16 protein-coding genes are annotated in these 15,980 nt (G+C 68.3%); 8 read left to right on the plus strand and 8 right to left on the minus strand.

Features of this window, described 5'->3' with window-relative positions:
* Positions 1 to 189: 189 nt before the first annotated feature.
* Positions 190 to 2,226, minus strand: coding sequence for an NAD(+) synthase (locus MPLG2_RS02815; RefSeq protein WP_105184828.1), 2,037 nt, complete (start codon positions 2,224 to 2,226; stop codon positions 190 to 192).
* Positions 2,227 to 2,674: 448 nt separating this feature from the next.
* The gene (locus tag MPLG2_RS02820) at positions 2,675 to 3,856 is read right to left on the minus strand and encodes a DUF2207 family protein (RefSeq protein WP_158680814.1); all 1,182 of its coding nucleotides are present in this window, start codon (positions 3,854 to 3,856) and stop codon (positions 2,675 to 2,677) included.
* A gap of 51 nt (positions 3,857 to 3,907) precedes the next feature.
* On the opposite strand from MPLG2_RS02820, the gene MPLG2_RS02825 reads away from it, so the two are divergent.
* On the plus strand, positions 3,908 to 4,531 hold the full coding sequence (locus MPLG2_RS02825) for an alpha/beta hydrolase family protein (RefSeq protein WP_105184830.1): 624 nt from the start codon (positions 3,908 to 3,910) through the stop codon (positions 4,529 to 4,531).
* 83 nt (positions 4,532 to 4,614) lie between these two features.
* On the opposite strand, the gene MPLG2_RS02830 is transcribed toward MPLG2_RS02825, so the two are convergent.
* From MPLG2_RS02830 to MPLG2_RS02845, 4 genes are read right to left on the minus strand one after another with little or no spacing between them, the layout of a single operon-like run.
* The gene (locus tag MPLG2_RS02830; protein ID WP_158680815.1) at positions 4,615 to 7,044 is read right to left on the minus strand and encodes a CHAT domain-containing protein; all 2,430 of its coding nucleotides are present in this window, start codon (positions 7,042 to 7,044) and stop codon (positions 4,615 to 4,617) included.
* Between the two features lie 4 nt (positions 7,045 to 7,048).
* Positions 7,049 to 8,641, minus strand: coding sequence for a S8 family peptidase (locus MPLG2_RS02835; RefSeq protein ID WP_105184832.1), 1,593 nt, complete (start codon positions 8,639 to 8,641; stop codon positions 7,049 to 7,051).
* Between the two features lie 30 nt (positions 8,642 to 8,671).
* A complete protein-coding gene (locus MPLG2_RS02840; protein WP_105184833.1) occupies positions 8,672 to 9,154 on the minus strand; it encodes a hypothetical protein in 483 nt (160 codons plus the stop codon).
* Positions 9,151 to 9,750, minus strand: a complete 600-nt coding sequence (locus tag MPLG2_RS02845; protein ID WP_105184834.1) for an RNA polymerase sigma factor — start codon at positions 9,748 to 9,750, stop codon at positions 9,151 to 9,153. Before MPLG2_RS02845 ends, MPLG2_RS02840 begins: the two co-directional genes overlap by 4 nt.
* 141 nt (positions 9,751 to 9,891) lie before the next feature.
* On the opposite strand from MPLG2_RS02845, the gene MPLG2_RS02850 reads away from it, so the two are divergent.
* Positions 9,892 to 10,962 carry a M48 family metallopeptidase gene (locus MPLG2_RS02850; protein ID WP_105184835.1) on the plus strand — a complete coding sequence of 357 codons (1,071 nt, stop codon included), beginning with the start codon at positions 9,892 to 9,894 and terminating at the stop codon, positions 10,960 to 10,962.
* 269 nt (positions 10,963 to 11,231) lie between these two features.
* Here MPLG2_RS02850 and MPLG2_RS02855 read toward each other — a convergent pair whose 3' ends face one another.
* Positions 11,232 to 11,933, minus strand: coding sequence for a dienelactone hydrolase family protein (locus tag MPLG2_RS02855; protein ID WP_231935763.1), 702 nt, complete (start codon positions 11,931 to 11,933; stop codon positions 11,232 to 11,234).
* A 136-nt stretch (positions 11,934 to 12,069) separates the two neighbouring features.
* Here MPLG2_RS02855 and MPLG2_RS02860 point away from each other — a divergent pair, with 136 nt between their 5' ends.
* The 3 genes from MPLG2_RS02860 (at position 12,070) to rpmA (ending at position 12,983) form a co-directional block, all read left to right on the plus strand.
* Positions 12,070 to 12,258 carry a YegP family protein gene (locus tag MPLG2_RS02860; RefSeq protein WP_105187428.1) on the plus strand — a complete coding sequence of 63 codons (189 nt, stop codon included), beginning with the start codon at positions 12,070 to 12,072 and terminating at the stop codon, positions 12,256 to 12,258.
* A 144-nt stretch (positions 12,259 to 12,402) separates the two neighbouring features.
* Positions 12,403 to 12,714: a 50S ribosomal protein L21 gene (gene rplU / locus MPLG2_RS02865; RefSeq protein ID WP_105184837.1), complete on the plus strand. Its 312-nt coding sequence runs from the start codon at positions 12,403 to 12,405 to the stop codon at positions 12,712 to 12,714.
* A gap of 11 nt (positions 12,715 to 12,725) precedes the next feature.
* Entirely contained in the window at positions 12,726 to 12,983 is a 258-nt protein-coding gene (gene rpmA, locus MPLG2_RS02870; RefSeq protein ID WP_105184838.1) for a 50S ribosomal protein L27, read from the plus strand.
* 99 nt (positions 12,984 to 13,082) lie between these two features.
* Here the strand turns inward: rpmA and MPLG2_RS02875 are convergent, their stop codons facing one another.
* Positions 13,083 to 14,111, minus strand: a complete 1,029-nt coding sequence (locus tag MPLG2_RS02875) for an NAD(P)-dependent alcohol dehydrogenase (RefSeq protein ID WP_105184839.1) — start codon at positions 14,109 to 14,111, stop codon at positions 13,083 to 13,085.
* A gap of 258 nt (positions 14,112 to 14,369) precedes the next feature.
* On the opposite strand from MPLG2_RS02875, the gene MPLG2_RS02880 reads away from it, so the two are divergent.
* From MPLG2_RS02880 to MPLG2_RS02890, 3 genes are read left to right on the plus strand one after another with little or no spacing between them, the layout of a single operon-like run.
* A complete protein-coding gene (locus MPLG2_RS02880; RefSeq protein WP_105184840.1) occupies positions 14,370 to 14,756 on the plus strand; it encodes a hypothetical protein in 387 nt (128 codons plus the stop codon).
* Positions 14,753 to 15,082, plus strand: a complete 330-nt coding sequence (locus MPLG2_RS02885; protein WP_158680816.1) for a hypothetical protein — start codon at positions 14,753 to 14,755, stop codon at positions 15,080 to 15,082. Before MPLG2_RS02880 ends, MPLG2_RS02885 begins: the two co-directional genes overlap by 4 nt.
* A 57-nt stretch (positions 15,083 to 15,139) precedes the next feature.
* A complete protein-coding gene (locus tag MPLG2_RS02890) occupies positions 15,140 to 15,976 on the plus strand; it encodes a hypothetical protein (protein WP_158680817.1) in 837 nt (278 codons plus the stop codon).
* Positions 15,977 to 15,980 lie beyond the last annotated feature (4 nt).

A 15,980-nucleotide genomic window follows, 5' to 3' on the forward strand; every position in this document is an offset into this window, starting at 1 on the left:
CGCACGACTGATCGGGCCGGTCGACATGTGCGCGCACGGTCTCGACAAGCTCGACCAGCGAGTGGAGATTCCGGCGTTCGCCGGAATGACGCGGGGTGCTGGAGTGGGGCGGAGGGCTGCAGTGACGCGGAGGACCGGAATGAGGGGACCACCGTCATCCCGGGCTTGACCCGGGATCTCTCGGTGCGGCTAGGGCACATTGCGGTTCAGCTCGTCCAACCACAGCTTCGCCGACACGTCCGAGGGCATGCGCCAGTCGCCGCGCGGCGACAGCGACCCGCCACGCACCACCTTAGGCCCGTTGGGCATCGCCGAGCGCTTGAACTGCGCGAAGCCGAAGAACCGCCGGCAGAACACCTCCAGCCACTTCTTGATGGTGGCCAGGTCGTAGGCGACCCGCTTGTCGTCGGGGTAGCCCTCGGGCCAGTCGCCGTGCGCGGCGTCCGACCAGGCGTGCTCGGCCAGAAAGGCGATCGTCGAGGGCGGTGTGCCGTGCCGCAGCACGTGGTACAGGGTGAAGTCCTGCAGGTTGTACGGCCCGATGGACGCCTCGGTCGACTGCGGCGTCTCGCCCTCGCCCACCGGCACCAGTTCGGGGGTGATCTCGGTGTCGAGAATCGCCTGCAGCACCTTGTTCACCTCAGGGGTGAACTGGCCCGAGGTGATCACCCAGCGAATCAGGTGCTGCATCAGCGTCTTGGGCACGCCCGGGTTCACGTTGTAGTGGCTCATCTGGTCGCCGACCCCGTAGGTGCACCAGCCCAGCGCCAACTCCGACAGGTCGCCGGTGCCCAGCACGATGCCGCCGCGCTGGTTGGCCAGCCTGAACAGGTAGTCGGTGCGCAGCCCGGCCTGCACGTTCTCGAAGGTCACGTCGTAGACGGGCTCGCCGTCGGCGAACGGGTGATCCATTTCGGCCAGCATGGTGCGCGCGGTGCCGGTGATATCGAGGGTGGCGAACGTGACGCCCAGTGATTCGGCCAGCCGGGTGGCGTTGTTCTTGGTGTAGTCCGACGTCGCGAAGCCCGGCATGGTGAACGCCAGAATGTCGGTGCGCGGCCGGCCCAGCCGGTCCATCGCCTTGGCCGCCACGATCAGCGCATGGGTGCTGTCGAGGCCGCCCGAAACACCGATCACGATCTTGGGCTGGCCGATCGCCCGCAGCCTCTGCTCAAGGGCGCTGACCTGAATGCTGTAGGCCTCGTAGCAGTCTTGCGCCAAGGTGTCGGGGTCGGCCGGCACGAAGGGGAACCGCGGCACGTCGCGCTTCAACCCCAGGTCGCCCGAGGGCGGGTTGAGCGTGAAGGTGACGGTGCGAAAGCCGTCCAACCGCTCGGCGTGGGTGCGCCGGTTGTCGTCGAACGTGCCCTGCCGGTAGCGCTCTTGCGCCAGCCGGGCCAGATGGACGTCGGCCACCGACGCTCGCGGGCCGCTGGGGAACCGCTCCGACTCGGCCAGTAGGGTGCCGTTCTCGTAGATCATCGTTTGGCCGTCCCACGACAGGTCGGTGGACGATTCGCCCTCGCCGGCGGCGGCGTACACGTAGGCGGCCAGGCAGCGCGACGACCCCGACGCACACAACAGGTGCCGATCGACCGCCTTGGCCACGGTGATCGGCGAACCCGACAGGTTCGCCAGCACGGTCGCGCCGGCCAGTGCGGCCTCGGCGCTGGGCGGAATCGGCACCCACATGTCTTCGCAGATCTCGACGTGCAACACGAAGTCGGGCAGATCGTCGGCTGCGAACAGCAGGTCGGGGCCGAACGGCACGTCGACCCCGGCCACCCTGATCTCGCCGGTGACGTCGTCGCCCGGCGCGATCTGCCGGCGCTCGTAGAACTCACGGTAGGTGGGCAGGTACGACTTGGGCACAACGCCCAGAATCTCGCCGCGGTGAATCACGATCGCGCAGTTGTAGATGCGGTGCAGGCTGCGCAGCGGGGCGCCGATCACCAGCACAGTGTCTAGGTCGGCGGCGCCGTCGGCGACCTGGCCCACCGCTTCGTCGGCGGCGTTCAACAGGGGGTCTTGCAGCAGCAGGTCTTCGATGGAGTATCCGGTCAAGCAGAGTTCGGGAAACACGGCCAGCGCGACGCCGTCGGCGGCCAGTTCACGGGCCTGGGCGAGTACCGCCTCGGCGTTGACCGAGGGTTGCACCATCGTGATCGGCATGGTGACGCCAGCCACCCGCGCGAAGCCGTGCGCGTACAGGTTGTGGAAATCCATCGAGCCTCCATGCCGTGCGGTGAGGCCAGCATGTCAGATCGAGCGACGGCAGCGGGGGAGCACTCGGTTGGGGAAGGGATCCTGGCGAACCCATCACAGTCATCCCGGCGAACCCAACACCGTCATCCCGGCGAACGCCGGGATCTCTGGTGCGGCCGACGAAGGGTGAGATCCCGGATCACGTCCGGGAAGACGCTGTGCTCGACAGGCTCAACCACCGCTGGTCGAGTCTGACGGCCCACATCCACCGTCATCCCGGCGAACGCCGGGATCTCTTCTATTGGCCGCGCGACTACGTCCGATTTGAGGGGCGATCACGCCTGCGGAGGCGTCTGACCCGGTAAATCGGACGTGATCTCGCATGGTTCTTTCGCCCAACGTGCGTTGAGTGCCCATCGCGAACGAGATCCCGGCGTTCGCCGGGATGACGAAGGCGTTCAGTAGCGGCTCATTCGCCACCGCCACCGCCACCGCCGTCGCCGCCGCCGAAGCCACCGCCGTCGCCGCCGCCGAAGCCGCCGAAGTCGCCGAACGAACCACCCGCGTCGGCGCCCAGTCCGTCGATCGCTCCGCTGTCGAACATCGACCCCGGGTCGCCGAACGCGTCGCCCATGCCGCCCATGTCGCCGAAGCCGTCCATGGCAGAGAACATGGCCAGGCTGAACATGGCGTCGTGCACACCCCAGCCGACCACGCCGAGCCAGAGCAGGTCCATGTCGTCTTCGTAGCCGTCGGCTCGGGCGGCGGCCGCCAGGTCGCCGAACACCTTCACCCAGTGCGCGGCCACGCCCAGCACGATCGCCCAGGGCAGGTACTTGCTGAAGATCTCGGACGCCTCTTCGTAGCTGAACTGCTCCTTCTCGGCCGTCTCGAGATACCGCTTGAAGCCCAGGGTCTGAACGCGCAGAGCCGTGCCCTCGGCGGTGCGCACGGGGCGTTGCATGCCCTGCGAGCCGATCACCACGCCGCCCAGTGCCGCGACGGCTCCGCCGGCCAGCAGCGCCGGCACGCCCATGCCGAAACCCGCCAGCAGCATCAGGGCGGCGACGATCCACACGATGCGCACCGGGTGCATGCCGGTCACGTGGCGAAACCAGCCGCCCTCGTACGAGGCGTTGGCCAGGGCGTACTGGTAGTCGCCCACCGCGGGGTTGCCCAGGCGCCGCAACTCAGACAGTCGCACGTCAGGCCCGCCCACGAACAGGTCGCGCAGCAGTTGGGCCTCCATCGGGTCGGCCCGATCGGCCGTCGGCTTGTCGGCCTTGCGCAACTCCCAGTCTTTGCCGGTGCGGCTGCGCGGATTCTCGACCACCACGATGCTCAAATGCCCGCGCGCGGCCAGGTCGACGATGGTGGCGATCACGTCACGGGTCTCAGGCTTGCCGTCGACCACGGTGCCGGCGAGGCCGGGCCGAACACCCTTGGGCGGGTTGAAGGCCACGGCGACCTCACCGGTGTACTCGGCGCCGCCCGGCACAGGAACGCGTTGTTCGGTCTGGGCTCCCACCGGGGTGAGGCCGGGGGTGACGCCCGCGAAGTACTCGTCGGCGAACTTGCGCCGCTGCGCCCGCCAGGCCCAGACCAGCAGCGCCAGCACAGCAACCCCGAGCAGAATCCAGGTGAGGTCCATGCCCTCCATAGTGACAGGTGGCCCACAAGGTTCGGCTGTCACAATCGGCGCATGACGGATTTGCTGGTCGAAACCCCGCTGGGCCCCTGTCGGCTCACCGTCTCGGCGGCGGACGATCCGCGCGCGGTGCTGCTGCTGGGCCACGGCGCGGGCGGCGGCATCGAGGCGTTCGACCTGCTGGCGCTGGCGTCCGCGTTGCCGGGTAAGGACGTCATCGTGATTCGGCACGAACAGCCCTGGCGAGTCGCGGGTCGCAAGACCGTGGCGCTGCCCGAGCGGGTCGATCAGGGGTGGCGCCCGGCGCTTGACGCGGTCACGACCCGGTATGCCGGTCTGCCGTTGTGGGTCGGCGGACGCTCCGCCGGCGCTCGGGGTGCCTGCCGCAACTTCGACGACCGTCAGGCGGGGGTGGTGTGCCTGTCGTTTCCGCTGCATCCGCCGGGTCGCCCTGACGTCTCACGCATCGGTGAGTTGGCTGGCGTCAGTGGCCCGGTGCTGGTGGTGCAGGGCGAGAGCGATCCGTTCGGCTCGCCCAAAGACGTCCGTGATGCGGCCATGGCCGCCGGGGGCGCGCAACCGCTGGTCATCGGGGTGCCAGGCACGCATTCGTTCAGCCGACGGGCGGATGTCCGAGACTCGATCGTGACGTCGGTGGCGGATTTCCTAAGGGTGTGATCGCCGAGCGGTGAAGATTCCGGCGTCGGTCGGAGTGACGGCGGATTCGTCATCCCGGCGAACGCGGGGACCTCGTCGGCCCGCTACCAGCCGGCCCCGTAGCACTGGAAGGTCGACAGAAGCTCTGGATGCCTGGCCGTCGCTGCGGCCAGCGCATCGGCCGGCGGGCTGCCCTTCGCGAGTTCGGCGTGCATGTCGGGCAGGATCGCGGCAGCCACCTCGTCAGACACCGACGCCGGTGACGCGATGACGCACCGCGCCCCGGCGTGCAGCCAGGCGGTCGTCAGGCCCAGCAGCTCGTCGCCGCGCCTGATCGTCGTCGCACCCAGCTCGCAGGCCGACAGAATCACGGTCTCGGGCACCTGTGGCAGTTGGTCGAGGTCGTAGCCGAACCACGGGCCGTCCACGAGTTCGAGGTTGCTGAACAACGGGTTGTCCGACACGTGATGGCCGTGCGCGGCCAGGTGCAGCAGATCGACTGTGCCCGCCACCGATCCGACGGCGTCGGCGGTGGCGTCGGGGCCGATGAGTTGCTGAGCCCCGGGCCAGTGGGCGGCGGACGCGCCCACCTCGTGGGCCCCGCGCGGGAGTCGTGGGCCCGCCACAAACGCGGCGTTCGCGAACTCGTGCGTCTGCCTGCGTTTGGCCACCCACTCGGACGCGCTGCGGGGAATGGTGATGGCTCGGCCATGCAGGCTGGGCAGAAGTGACCAGGGGAGGCCTGAGAACAACCCGGTGGGGTTGATCACGACTCGTCTCGACTTCGGGCGATCGCCGAGCGGCCCGAAAAGCAGGGCGTCGAGCTCGGCCAACCGTTGGCGCAAGCCTGCCGCGACGCTTTCGGCGACCATGGGCGGTAGGTCGGCCGCGGCCATGTCGAGATCGGCCGGCAGGCCCGAGATCGCTTGACGAAACTCCGCTTCGGGCCCCAGTCTCACCAACTGTTGCCGGCGCGGGCCGATCAACAGCATCCAGGCTGATCCGCCGGCGGTCAGCGGTGCCTGCAACTCGGCATGTGTGGCAGCCAGTTCGTGCTGCAGATCACCAAGTGAAACGATTCCGCGAATGGCCGCCGACCCTGCGTCGCGCCACGACCGTCGGCGTACCTGATCGACGAGTTCGTGCTGACGTTGCGCGTCGGGCGTGCCGGGTTCGGGGCGGCGTTGGCTCAACACCCGTAGTTCCGTCAGGTCGGCTGCCGCCTCGGGGTCAGCGGGTGGACGCACGGGAACGATTCGACCCGAGACGGCGTCGAGCCACTCCACCCACTCGTACACCAAACGTGGACTGCCATCGTCAACGGCGAGCGCAAGGCCCCGCTCAGCGAGTCGTTCGCCGTGGCTGACTGTGGCCGTCTGCAAGTCCAAACTGCCGAAGGTGGCCTGCCACTGGTGCAACTCGTCGAGCCCTGCGCGCAGCACCCTGAGTGCGTCGCGGGGTCGCTCCTTGGCTTGGGCACGTACCTCGTAGGCGAGCAAACGCGTGCTGAGGTCGGTCGACGCGGGAAGGCGCACCACAGCGGTGGATCTTCGCGTGCCGAGCGCGGCCTTTGCGGCGTAGACGCGCATCCAGGTCGCATCGCGGCGCAGTCCCTGTCGGGCCAACCCTGCGGCGATGCGTGACGCTGACTGCGGGGATTCTCTGCCCAGTTCGATGCGACCGGCGACTTCAACTGCTTCGCACTGAAGGACGCGGGCCGAGGCGCCTGTCTTTGCGAATCGACGCCCGGCCCGCCTTGCCATCGTGATCGCGATCCGTGGCGCGTCCACGACCCATGTGCGCGCCAGCACCAATTCGGCTTCGGCCTGGGCACGCGGCCATCGGCGTCGTCCGAACAAGTCGGCTGCTCCCTGGAGGTTCCGCCTGGCCACCTCGTGCATTCCCGCAAGCAGAAGAGCTTCCCCCCGATCCTGGTCTGAGATGGCGGCGAGCTCGACCGACATTTCTCGCAACTGGGGCGCCACCCGATCCATCAAGCTCAGTCCGCGGGCGAGCTGACCAGACATCATCAGTGCGTAGCCGAGGTTGTGGGTCACCTTCGCAGACGCGTTGACCTGTGCTGCCGCATCGAACGCCGCCACAGACTGCTCAAAATCGTGGATCGCGGCGGTGATGGCCCCTTGATGAAGGAAGAGATTGCCTCGATTCATTCGAGCGCGGCCGCACTCTTCCTGGTCGTCAACGAGTGCGGGTATCGCGACGCCGAAGTCCGTGAGGGCCTGTTGAGTGTTGCCGAGGCGCGTGTGAATGAGTGCGCGCTGCGCATACAGCTTGCCAACCTCCGATGGCTGCATGCCCTCTTCATGGGCCAGGGCGGAATCGATCAAGCGCAGGCCTGCGCGCCGGTCGCCCAGCTCTGCTTCGACAAGGCCCAGCGTGCCTTCCACCGCTGCTCGGGTGCCGGAATCCTCAGCCCGCTCCAGAGCCTTCAACAACAGGCGACGTGCAGGACGAAAGTGCCACGCACGGCTGGCGTCCTTGGCGCGTTCATGCAGCTCCAAGGCGGTCAGCATCCAGTTATGGTGCCACGATGTCCGAGACCTGCGATATCGCATCCCAGGAGCGTGCGTGAACCGTGGAGCGGTGTTGCTCTTCGTCGCTCGGCATCGTCGCCATCAGTTTCGCTGCGATCCGGCCAGCAACCACGGGCGCCGCAAACGATGTACCGCTCCACACAGCGAACTGCCCAGTGAAGTCGTCCGGATCGATGTTCTCGCGAATGTGCCCGTCGTACTCCAGGCGCGCGGCAGGCAGATAGCCGCCTTGGAAGGCTGGAAGGGTGCTCATCACGGAGGCACCGGACGCCCACGCGCGGACCCAAGGCCCCGTGTTGCTGAACAAGGCTTCGGTGCTGTTCGGATTGAGTGCGCCGACTGAAACGATCGGAAGCCTGAAGCGGACGACATTCTCAGAGCCACCCTCGCTTGGGCGCCAGGGGCCGAGCGCTGCCGGATACTGTGGCCGGGCGGTCGACTCGTTGCCCGCGGCGCAGACGACGGTCGTTCCCATCACACCCAGAGCTCCGAGTAGTCCGCCGACCAGGTACTCGGTCAACGTGTCGTCTGCAGACTCGTGGAAGAAGCCCAACGACAGGCTCAAAACGTCGATACGCAGCCCCCCTTCCTCGCGGTCGTAGTACTTGCGAACAAGCTCAACCACACCGATCAAGGCTGCGATCACGCGTGTCTCGGCCGCTGGACCTTCGGAGTCCACGATGCGCCACGAGTAGATGTCGGCGTCGGGGCAGGCTTGATGAATCAGACCCGCGATGAAGGTGCCGTGACCGGAGTTCGTATCGAGTTCGCCGTCCAACGGCCCCGACAGATCGCCCCAGGTCTCGGGGTCAGTGTTGGGGTCAAGGGGCGTCAGGCTCGGCGTGTCCTCTGTGACCACATTGGTCAACCAAGGGTGGGTGCCCACCCCCGTGTCCATGATGGCGACATGGGGTCGGACGGCGACCTTCTTGTGTCGGCAGGGAGGCTCTCCGATGTAGCTGATCGGCTGGCGGCCGCCGGACCCTTGCCGCGCGTAGCTTGACGGAGCGTCGTGCGGTTCCCAAATGGGGTGTGGTTCCCAGATCGGGTGTGGTTCCCAGATGGGATGCGGTTCCCAGATCGGTGACGTCATGAGCAGGTGGTCCAGACCCACTCCCACGAGTGCGTGAACTCCAGTTTCGGCTCGCGCCAGCTGCAGCAACACCCAGGCGTCCGGTGCGGAGGCTGCAACACCGGGAATCACCTCCAAAAGGAGTCGAGCCAACCCGAGTTCGACACGCTCGTCCGGGCGCTCAGGGTTGGGTACTCGTACGCGCGGGGACTGGAACTTCTCGTCGACTGTGACCCGCCAACCCTTGAGTTCGCCGGCCTTGCTCAGAATGGGTAGCACCTCGTCCAACCGATCGAGAGCGACAATCAGGCGATTGCCCACGTAGACCGTCGGGCGCGGGGTGATGCCATCAACTTGCATCGCGCTGCCGGGATCCAACACCCGTCCGGACAGCGGTTCGATCATTGATCGGGGCGGAACCACTGGATCGCGGTCCATCCGGTCGCGAGGCTGGCGGGGTGCCGTGGCGGGCTTGTCTTGTTCGGGCGTCTCGTAATCGCTCATCAGTCGGTGTCCTCGGGGGTAGCAGTGAACTCAGATCTCGAACAGGGTGGTGCGAAAGGCGGGGTCGCTGCCGGCGGCGACCAGGTCGAGCCTGGTCAGGCCTGAGGGCACGTTGGCGAACTCGAACCGGCCGTGGCTGCCGACCGGCGAGGTCGCGGTGCCGTGTTCTTGCCACAGCGAGGCCGTGAGTTCGGCGGCGGCGTCTTTGGCGTCGGCGGCACGCACCACCCAGCCGTCGATGCGGCGGTGCCCGTCGTCGATGGGGCTGACCCGTAGCATCACGGTGACGCCCGACGCGGTGAACTCGAGCACGAGCTTCTGGTCGTCGCCGCTGCGCACGCCGGCGAGCTGCTGCGAGCGATGCACCATCGTGAGCAGCTCGTACTCCAGCTCCAGGTCTTCCAGGGCCACGGCCACCAGAATCTTCTCGGTCAGCCCGCTGGGTACCGGGTCAAGTTCTTCGAACGTCCGCTTCAGGGCGTCCAACATGGGGTCACGGTCGAAGCCATTCATAGCTGGCCACCTTTCTCGAGCGAGCTGCGCAGTTTGTCGAGGCAGCGGCGTCGGGTGGGGCCGATGCTGCCCACGGGCATGTTCAAGTCCTTGGCGAGCCCCGCATAGTCGGGACGGTCGTCGAACGCCACGATGCGCAGCAACCGCTGGCACCGCTCGTCAAGGGTCTGCACGTGCTCCCACAAGATGGAGCTGCCCAGTTCCTCCAGGGCACTGGTTTCTGCCGCCTTGGACGTCGGCAGGCCGGCGGCCAACTGCACGTCGTCAACGGCCAGCGTCTTGGCGTCGCTCGACTTGGCCCGCCACGCGGTGCGCCGGGCGGTGGTCAGCAACCATCCGCCGATCGCGGCCGCCTCGCTGACCTGATGGCCGCTGCGTACCAACGCCAGCCAGGTGTTCTGCACGGCGTCCTCTGCCGCTGCCTGGCTCAACCCGTACGCCCGCACCGTGTGCCACAGCACGGGGGTCATCAGTTTGACCAACTCGTCGAGGGCGGCCGACTCGCCGCCCTGCCAACGCGCGAAGCAGGACGCTGCCCGTACCCAGACGGAGGTTTCCGCCGCGTCCGAGCGACCTGCCACATCAGATGCAGCCATCACTGTCCCTGTTCCCACATCGCTCAGGAGCCAACCCCAAGGCTTCTGATACCTGCGCAGCGCATCAATGCTGCTCACCAATCAGCGGTGTAGCAGAAACCTACCCCTTTGGGCGTAGGTGGGGCAGGGCACACTGGGGTGATGGGTGACACCTCACGTATTCGCCTCGCGTCGATCAGTTCACGCGCCTGGGAACACCCCGCCGACCGCGGCGCGCTGGTGGCGCTGCGCAAGTTGCAGGGGTTCGACCTGATTCTCAAGCAGCTCTCGGGCTTTCTCAACGAACGGGCCGTGCGCATGCTGATGCTGGGTTCGGCGGTGCGCGCCGACGAGCGGCAGTTCGCCCGCGTGTACCGGCTCTACCGCGAGGCCGGTGACGCCCTGGACGCCGGCGCTCTGCCCGAACTGTTCGTGCGGGCCGACCCCACCATCAACGCGATGGCCATCGGGCTCGACAAGCCGATCATCGTGCTCAACTCGGGCTTGATCGACGTGATGGACGACGACGAGCTGCGGTTCGTGCTCGGCCACGAGTTGGGGCACGTGCTGAGCGGGCACGCGGTGTACCGCACGCTGCTCGGGGTGATGCTGGCGCTGTCGTCGACGTTCCTGGCGATTCCGTTCGGGGCGCTGGGTGCGCGGGCGGTGATCGCGGCGCTGCTCGAATGGCAGCGCAAGTCGGAACTCTCGGGCGACCGGGCCGGGTTGCTGGCCGGGCAACAACCCGAGGTGGCGCTGCGTGCGCACATGAAGATGGCCAGCGGCGGCCGCATCGACGAACTCGACGCCGAGGCGTTTCTGGAACAGGCGGGCGAGTACCACGCCAACGACGACGTACGCGACGTGCTGCTGCGCGTGCTGATCGTCGAAACCCAGACCCACCCGTTCGCCGTCGTGCGAGCCGGTGAACTCGACCGCTGGGTCAAGTCGGGGACGTACGGGGCGATCCTGGCCGGCGACTACCCCCGGCGCGAAGACGACGCGTCGGCCAGCATGTCCGACGAGGCGGCGGCAGCGGCGGCGTCGTACACCGAGGAGTTCAAGCGTTTCGACGCCAGTCTCGGCGGGCTCTTCGGCGACATCGGTCACGGGTTGGGCCAGGCGCGCGACTGGGTGGCCGACCGGCTGCGCGACCTCAGCGAGCCACGGGGCAGAGATCGTCGCGAGCCGCGGGATCGAAACGACAGAACGTCGGGGCCGCATGGTTGGTGACCACCCGCTGATCGAGCTCGTCGAGATCCTGGTGAGGGGTTTCGACGAGCTCGACCAACGACCCTGTCATTCCGGGCGACGCCGGGGTCTCGGTCGCGCGGAGATTCCGGGGCAAGCCCGGAATGGACGGGATGCCTGCGCTGAACGACTCTGGGCGGACGCCGGGATCTCGACGAGCTCGACCAGCGACCTCTGTCATCCCGGCGGACGCCGGGATCTCGACGAGCTCGACCAGCGACCCTGTCATCCCGGCGGACGCCGGGATCTCGTCAGCCGACCGGCAGGTGCCGGCCCAGAAACTCCATCGTGCGTTCGCGGGCCGGTTCTGAGGCCGCTTCGTCGTAGAACAGCGGGTTCGGGTTGTCGAACGCGTGACCTGCGCCCTCGTAGGTGAAGAACTCGACCTCGTGGCCGGTGGCGGTGACCGCCTGCTCGATGGTCTCGACCACGTCGCGGGAAAAGAACGTGTCGGCCAGGCCCCAGTGGTGCTGGCTGGGGCAGGTGATCTTCGGCGCCAGCGCCAACAGGCCGGGCAGGGCTGAGCCGTAGTAGCAGACCAGGGCGTCGGGCGTGTTGCGGGCGGCGACCTGAAAGGCCATGCCCCCGCCGAAGCAGTAACCGACCATGCCGACCCCGCCGGTCACCTCGGGTGAGGTGCGCAGGGCGTCCAACGTGGCCGAGACGTCTGCGGCGGTCTGGTCCCAGTCGAGTTGCTGCGAGGCGGCGATGCCCTCTTGCACGTAGCTGGCGCTGGTGCTGTCGAACTCGAGTTTGCCCTGGCGAAAGTACAGCTCGGGCGCGTAGACCACGTAGCCGGCGGCGGCGAAGTCGGCGCAGCGCTGCCGGATGTAGCCGCTCACCCCGAAGATCTCTTGAATCACCAGCAGGCCCGGCCCGGTACCCGACGGCGGCAGCCACCGTTCGACCGGCAGGGCACCGTCAGCACGCAACACGTGTACGAGATCACTCACGACGCCATACTGCCGCACGGGCGAAGCGGCGGAATCGCTTGGTGAGCGAGGGGCCGGTATGTCCTCTGGTGCTTGTCGGAGGCCGGTCCTACGATGGCTGACGGACGACGACCGTCCCATGAGCGAGGAGACATTGATGGCTGGCAAATTCGAGGTGTACGAAGACGCGTCGGGCAAGTTTCGCTTTCGCTTGAAGGCGGGCAACGGCGAGGTCGTCGCGACCGGTCAGGCCTACACCTCGATGGCCGGAGCCAAGGCCGGCGTCGCCGCGGTGCAGCGTGCGGCCGAGGGAGCGTCGGTGGTTGAGCTCGAAAAAGACGAGTGACCCGGGCGTCAGTTTGACCCTCTTCCCGCTGGCCACGTATTCTTGATCCTCGGTGCCCGTGGGTTTGTCGTTGGCCGGCCTGGCTAGATCCGGATCGCCCGTCCCGGCACTGCATTCGTGAAGTTCGAAGAGAGTGGGTCAGGCGTGTACGCGATCGTGCGCAGTGGCGGACGCCAGCACAAGGTTGCCGTCGGCGATGTCGTCGAGATCGATCGGGTCGTCGACGCCGAGGTGGGTTCCAGCGTGTCGCTGACCCCGCTGCTGGTGGTCGACGGCGAGTCGGTGACGACCGAGGCGAAGAAGCTCGCCAAGGTGACGGTCAGCGCCGAGGTGCTGGGCGAGGTCAAGGGCAAGAAGATCCACATTCTCAAGTACAAGAACAAGACCGGGTACAAGAAGCGCCAGGGCCACCGGCAGAAGTACACCCAGGTCAAGGTCACCGGAATCGAAGGCTGAGGTAGCAGCAGATGGCACACAAGAAGGGCGCATCCAGCTCTCGTAACGGTCGCGACTCCAACTCGCAGCGCCTCGGCGTCAAGCGGTTCGGCGGTCAGCAGGTCAACGCCGGCGAGATTCTCGTCCGGCAGCGCGGCACGCACTTCCACCCCGGTGAGGGCGTGGGACGCGGCGGCGACGACACCCTGTTCGCGCTGCGCGCGGGCGTGGTCGAGTTCGGCACCCGCCGCGGCCGCAAGGTCGTGAACGTGGCGCTCGACGCCGAGTAACAGCACCAGAACAGATGCCGAAGGGCGGCTCCCCGACGGGAGCCGCCCTTCGCGCGTCCCGACCCGGTCACCCGGCCTCCGATGGCCGGGTCAGGGGCCTCAGGGCACCAGGATGGCGCGGCCGCGGACGTTGCCGGCGTCCAGGTCGGCCAGCGCGGTCAGGGCCTCGGACAGCGGGTACTTCTGGGTGTGCAGGGTGACCTTGCCGGCCTGGGCGAGCACCATCAGCTCGGCCAGATCGGTGTAGGTGCCGACGATGTTGCCGATCACGCTCTTCTCGCCGGCCACGAAGTCGAGCGTGGGAGCCACGAACTGCCCGCCGTAGCCGATGATGTACTGGTAGCCCGCGGGGGCGGTCATCGCCCAGCCGTCCAGTTCGGCGCCCTGCTCGGCGACGAAGTCGAAGACCACGTCGGCGCCCCGGCCGCCGGTCAGGTCCTTCACCGCGTCGATGTGGCTGCCATCGGAGACCACCGTTTCGTCGGCCCCGATCTCCTTCGCCAGCTCGAGGGCGGCCGGGCTGCGGTCGACCACGATCACCTTCGCGCTGGTGATGGCCTTGAGCGTCTGGACACCGATGTGGCCCAGGCCGCCCGCGCCCTGCACCACCGCGGTGGTGCCGGGGAACAGGCCGGACGCCGCCTTGCGGACCGCGTGGTAGGCGGTGATGCCGGCGTCCGCCAGGGCGGCGACATCGGCCGGATCGGTGCTCGGGTCGAGCTTCACGCAGGCCCGGGCGGTGGTCCGCAGGTATTCGGCCATACCGCCGTCGTTGTTGCTCAGTCCGGGGAAGAAGGCGCTGTCGCATTGCATGTCGCGACCGGCACGGCAGGCCAGGCACATGCCGCAACTCGGTTGCGGGTGCAGGATGACGGTGTCACCGACCTTCAGGTTGGTGACTCCCTCGCCGACGGCGTGCACCCAGCCGGCGTTCTCATGGCCGATCACGTAGGGCAGGTCGGGGTGCTGCGCCGCCTCCCAGTCACCGTTGATGATGTGCAGGTCGGTGCGGCAGACGCCGGCACCGCCGATCTTCACGATGACGTCGAGCGGCCCCTGCAGCGTCGCCTCGGGAATCTCGTCGATGGTCGGGTCGGAATGGTACGCATGGACGCGCACGGCCTTCATCTGTGACCTCCTCGTCGTTGAATGGGACCGATTGCCGCAACCGGTCCCGGTCACTACCGGCTGTCTACCCGCGCCCGCCCGCCCTGTACACGGGCTTTCGCGCCCAATGAGAATCGCGCACGCCGCCCAGCACCGCCCCTGTCGCTGCCCGGACGCGGCGGGTTAGGGTGCGGCGGTGACGCGACGTCGGCTCGCCCTGACACTGCTCGCCCTGGTGCTGTTGGGCTCACCGGCTGCCGGGTCGAGGGCCGGGTCGTCGTGCGACCCGACGACCGCCTCGACGTCGATCTGACCGTGCACGCCAAGCGCAGGCCCTACTGCAACGCCGACCTGGTGGGACTGTCGGTGATTGCGGGCAGGGACGCCGACGGCGTCGTGCTGTCCTGCCGGTATCTGGGCACGATCGACCCGACCGTCTTCGGTTACCGCGGCGTCTCCGTCACGTCGGCGGGCGAGGTCCAGGTCGCCACGTTCAATCCGCTGCTCGTTCCGGCGGCCGGCGCGCCCACGATCATCAACGACGTGGAAGCGGTCGACGTCGTCATCGTCACGGCCGGCGACATCGTCGAGGCCAACGCGGGGGTGGTCGTAGGCAAGGAGTTGACGCTGGCTGACCGGCGTCCCTCGGGCAGCCCGGTGGCGTGAGGGTGCTGGCGCTGCGTCACGCGGGTCCCGCGTCGTGGGTGTGGTGGGCGCTGGGCGGTGCCGTCGCCGGCGCCGTCGCCACCCTGCTCGTGCCGCTCGTGCTGCGGCCCGCCGACTTCCGGGTCGGTGGGACGGCGGAGTCCGCGCCCGACGACGACCGGCCAGAAGCGGACGACTCACACCACGTCGACCCGGACGAAACCGCGGCGCCACCTCAGGCGCATTGCGCCGCACGAGGCCGCGACGGCCCCCACGAGACCGCCCCCACAGAGCCGGCCCGCCCGTCCGCGACCCCCGACCCGAGCAGGTGGGCGCCGGAGGAGTGAACCGAATGCGACCACGGGCCGATCCCGAGGATCCGGGCGGTGTGGTAAACCGGGTGGATGCGGCCTCGGCTCAGGCGCCTGCTGGGGATGATTCTCGGCCTGGTCGCAGCCGCGTCGCTGGCCGGCTGCGACGTCACCGGCACGGCCACGCTCAGGGCCGACGACTACGTCGACCTCGATCTGCGGGCGGTCGTCGACGGCAATGAACTGTGCTACTGGCAGTTCGGCGAGACGGTTCGGACCGAAGAACGCCGTCTGTGGCGCGGCAGCCAACGGCTCTGCCTGCTGCAGGGCACGGTGCACAAGGAGGAGTTGCGCCGCTGGGGCGTGAGCGTGTCGCACCTCGGCGAGCGCATCGAGGTGTCGTTCAACCCGCTCGGCGTGGTCACCACCAGCAGGTTCACGGCGGCCTCGGTGGGCATCGACGACCTGGCCGTCACCGTCGAGTTCCCCGGTCAGGTGCAGAAGAGCACAGGCATCGTCGAGGGCAACACGGTCCGTTTCACCGACGTCGATCAGCTGGCCGAGCCGATGGGACTGTCGGCCGTCGGTCTCGACCACGCCGGCCCGTCCTGGGCACTGGTGGGCACCGGGGCCGCGTTCGGGCTGGGCGTGCTGAGCACCGCGCTGCTGTGGGCCTGGCGACAGCGCCGCCACCAGCTGACGGCGGCCCTGCCGGACCTACAGCCCGAGCACGCGGCGCCCGCGCCCGCGGCGCCCGTCGGTCCGCCGGGGGGCCCCACCCCGGGCAGCCTGCTGCCGCCCGACCTGGCGTCCGGGACGCACGCCCCGCCCGGCGGCAGCGGCTGGGAACGGCCGGGTACGGCGCCACCCGACGCGCAGGGCAACGCTCCGCCCCCGGTCCACGCCAAGTGGGCGCCGCCGGCGTCCTGACGAC

The organism is Micropruina glycogenica, from assembly GCF_900289045.1.
Lineage (GTDB): Bacteria > Actinomycetota > Actinomycetes > Propionibacteriales > Propionibacteriaceae > Micropruina > Micropruina glycogenica.

Excerpts from the sequence above, each read along its gene's own strand:
- MPLG2_RS02815 (WP_105184828.1), bottom strand. The coding sequence starts at position 2,226 with ATGGATTTCCACAACCTGTACGCGCACGGCTTCGCGCGGGTGGCTGGC.
- MPLG2_RS02820 (WP_158680814.1), bottom strand. The coding sequence starts at position 3,856 with ATGGACCTCACCTGGATTCTGCTCGGGGTTGCTGTGCTGGCGCTGCTG.
- MPLG2_RS02825 (WP_105184830.1), top strand. The coding sequence starts at position 3,908 with ATGACGGATTTGCTGGTCGAAACCCCGCTGGGCCCCTGTCGGCTCACC.
- MPLG2_RS02830 (WP_158680815.1), bottom strand. The coding sequence starts at position 7,044 with ATGCTGACCGCCTTGGAGCTGCATGAACGCGCCAAGGACGCCAGCCGT.
- MPLG2_RS02835 (WP_105184832.1), bottom strand. The coding sequence starts at position 8,641 with ATGAGCGATTACGAGACGCCCGAACAAGACAAGCCCGCCACGGCACCC.
- MPLG2_RS02840 (WP_105184833.1), bottom strand. The coding sequence starts at position 9,154 with ATGAATGGCTTCGACCGTGACCCCATGTTGGACGCCCTGAAGCGGACG.
- MPLG2_RS02845 (WP_105184834.1), bottom strand. The coding sequence starts at position 9,750 with ATGGCTGCATCTGATGTGGCAGGTCGCTCGGACGCGGCGGAAACCTCC.
- MPLG2_RS02850 (WP_105184835.1), top strand. The coding sequence starts at position 9,892 with ATGGGTGACACCTCACGTATTCGCCTCGCGTCGATCAGTTCACGCGCC.
- MPLG2_RS02860 (WP_105187428.1), top strand. The coding sequence starts at position 12,070 with ATGGCTGGCAAATTCGAGGTGTACGAAGACGCGTCGGGCAAGTTTCGC.
- rpmA (WP_105184838.1), top strand. The coding sequence starts at position 12,726 with ATGGCACACAAGAAGGGCGCATCCAGCTCTCGTAACGGTCGCGACTCC.
- MPLG2_RS02875 (WP_105184839.1), bottom strand. The coding sequence starts at position 14,111 with ATGAAGGCCGTGCGCGTCCATGCGTACCATTCCGACCCGACCATCGAC.
- MPLG2_RS02890 (WP_158680817.1), top strand. The coding sequence starts at position 15,140 with ATGCGGCCTCGGCTCAGGCGCCTGCTGGGGATGATTCTCGGCCTGGTC.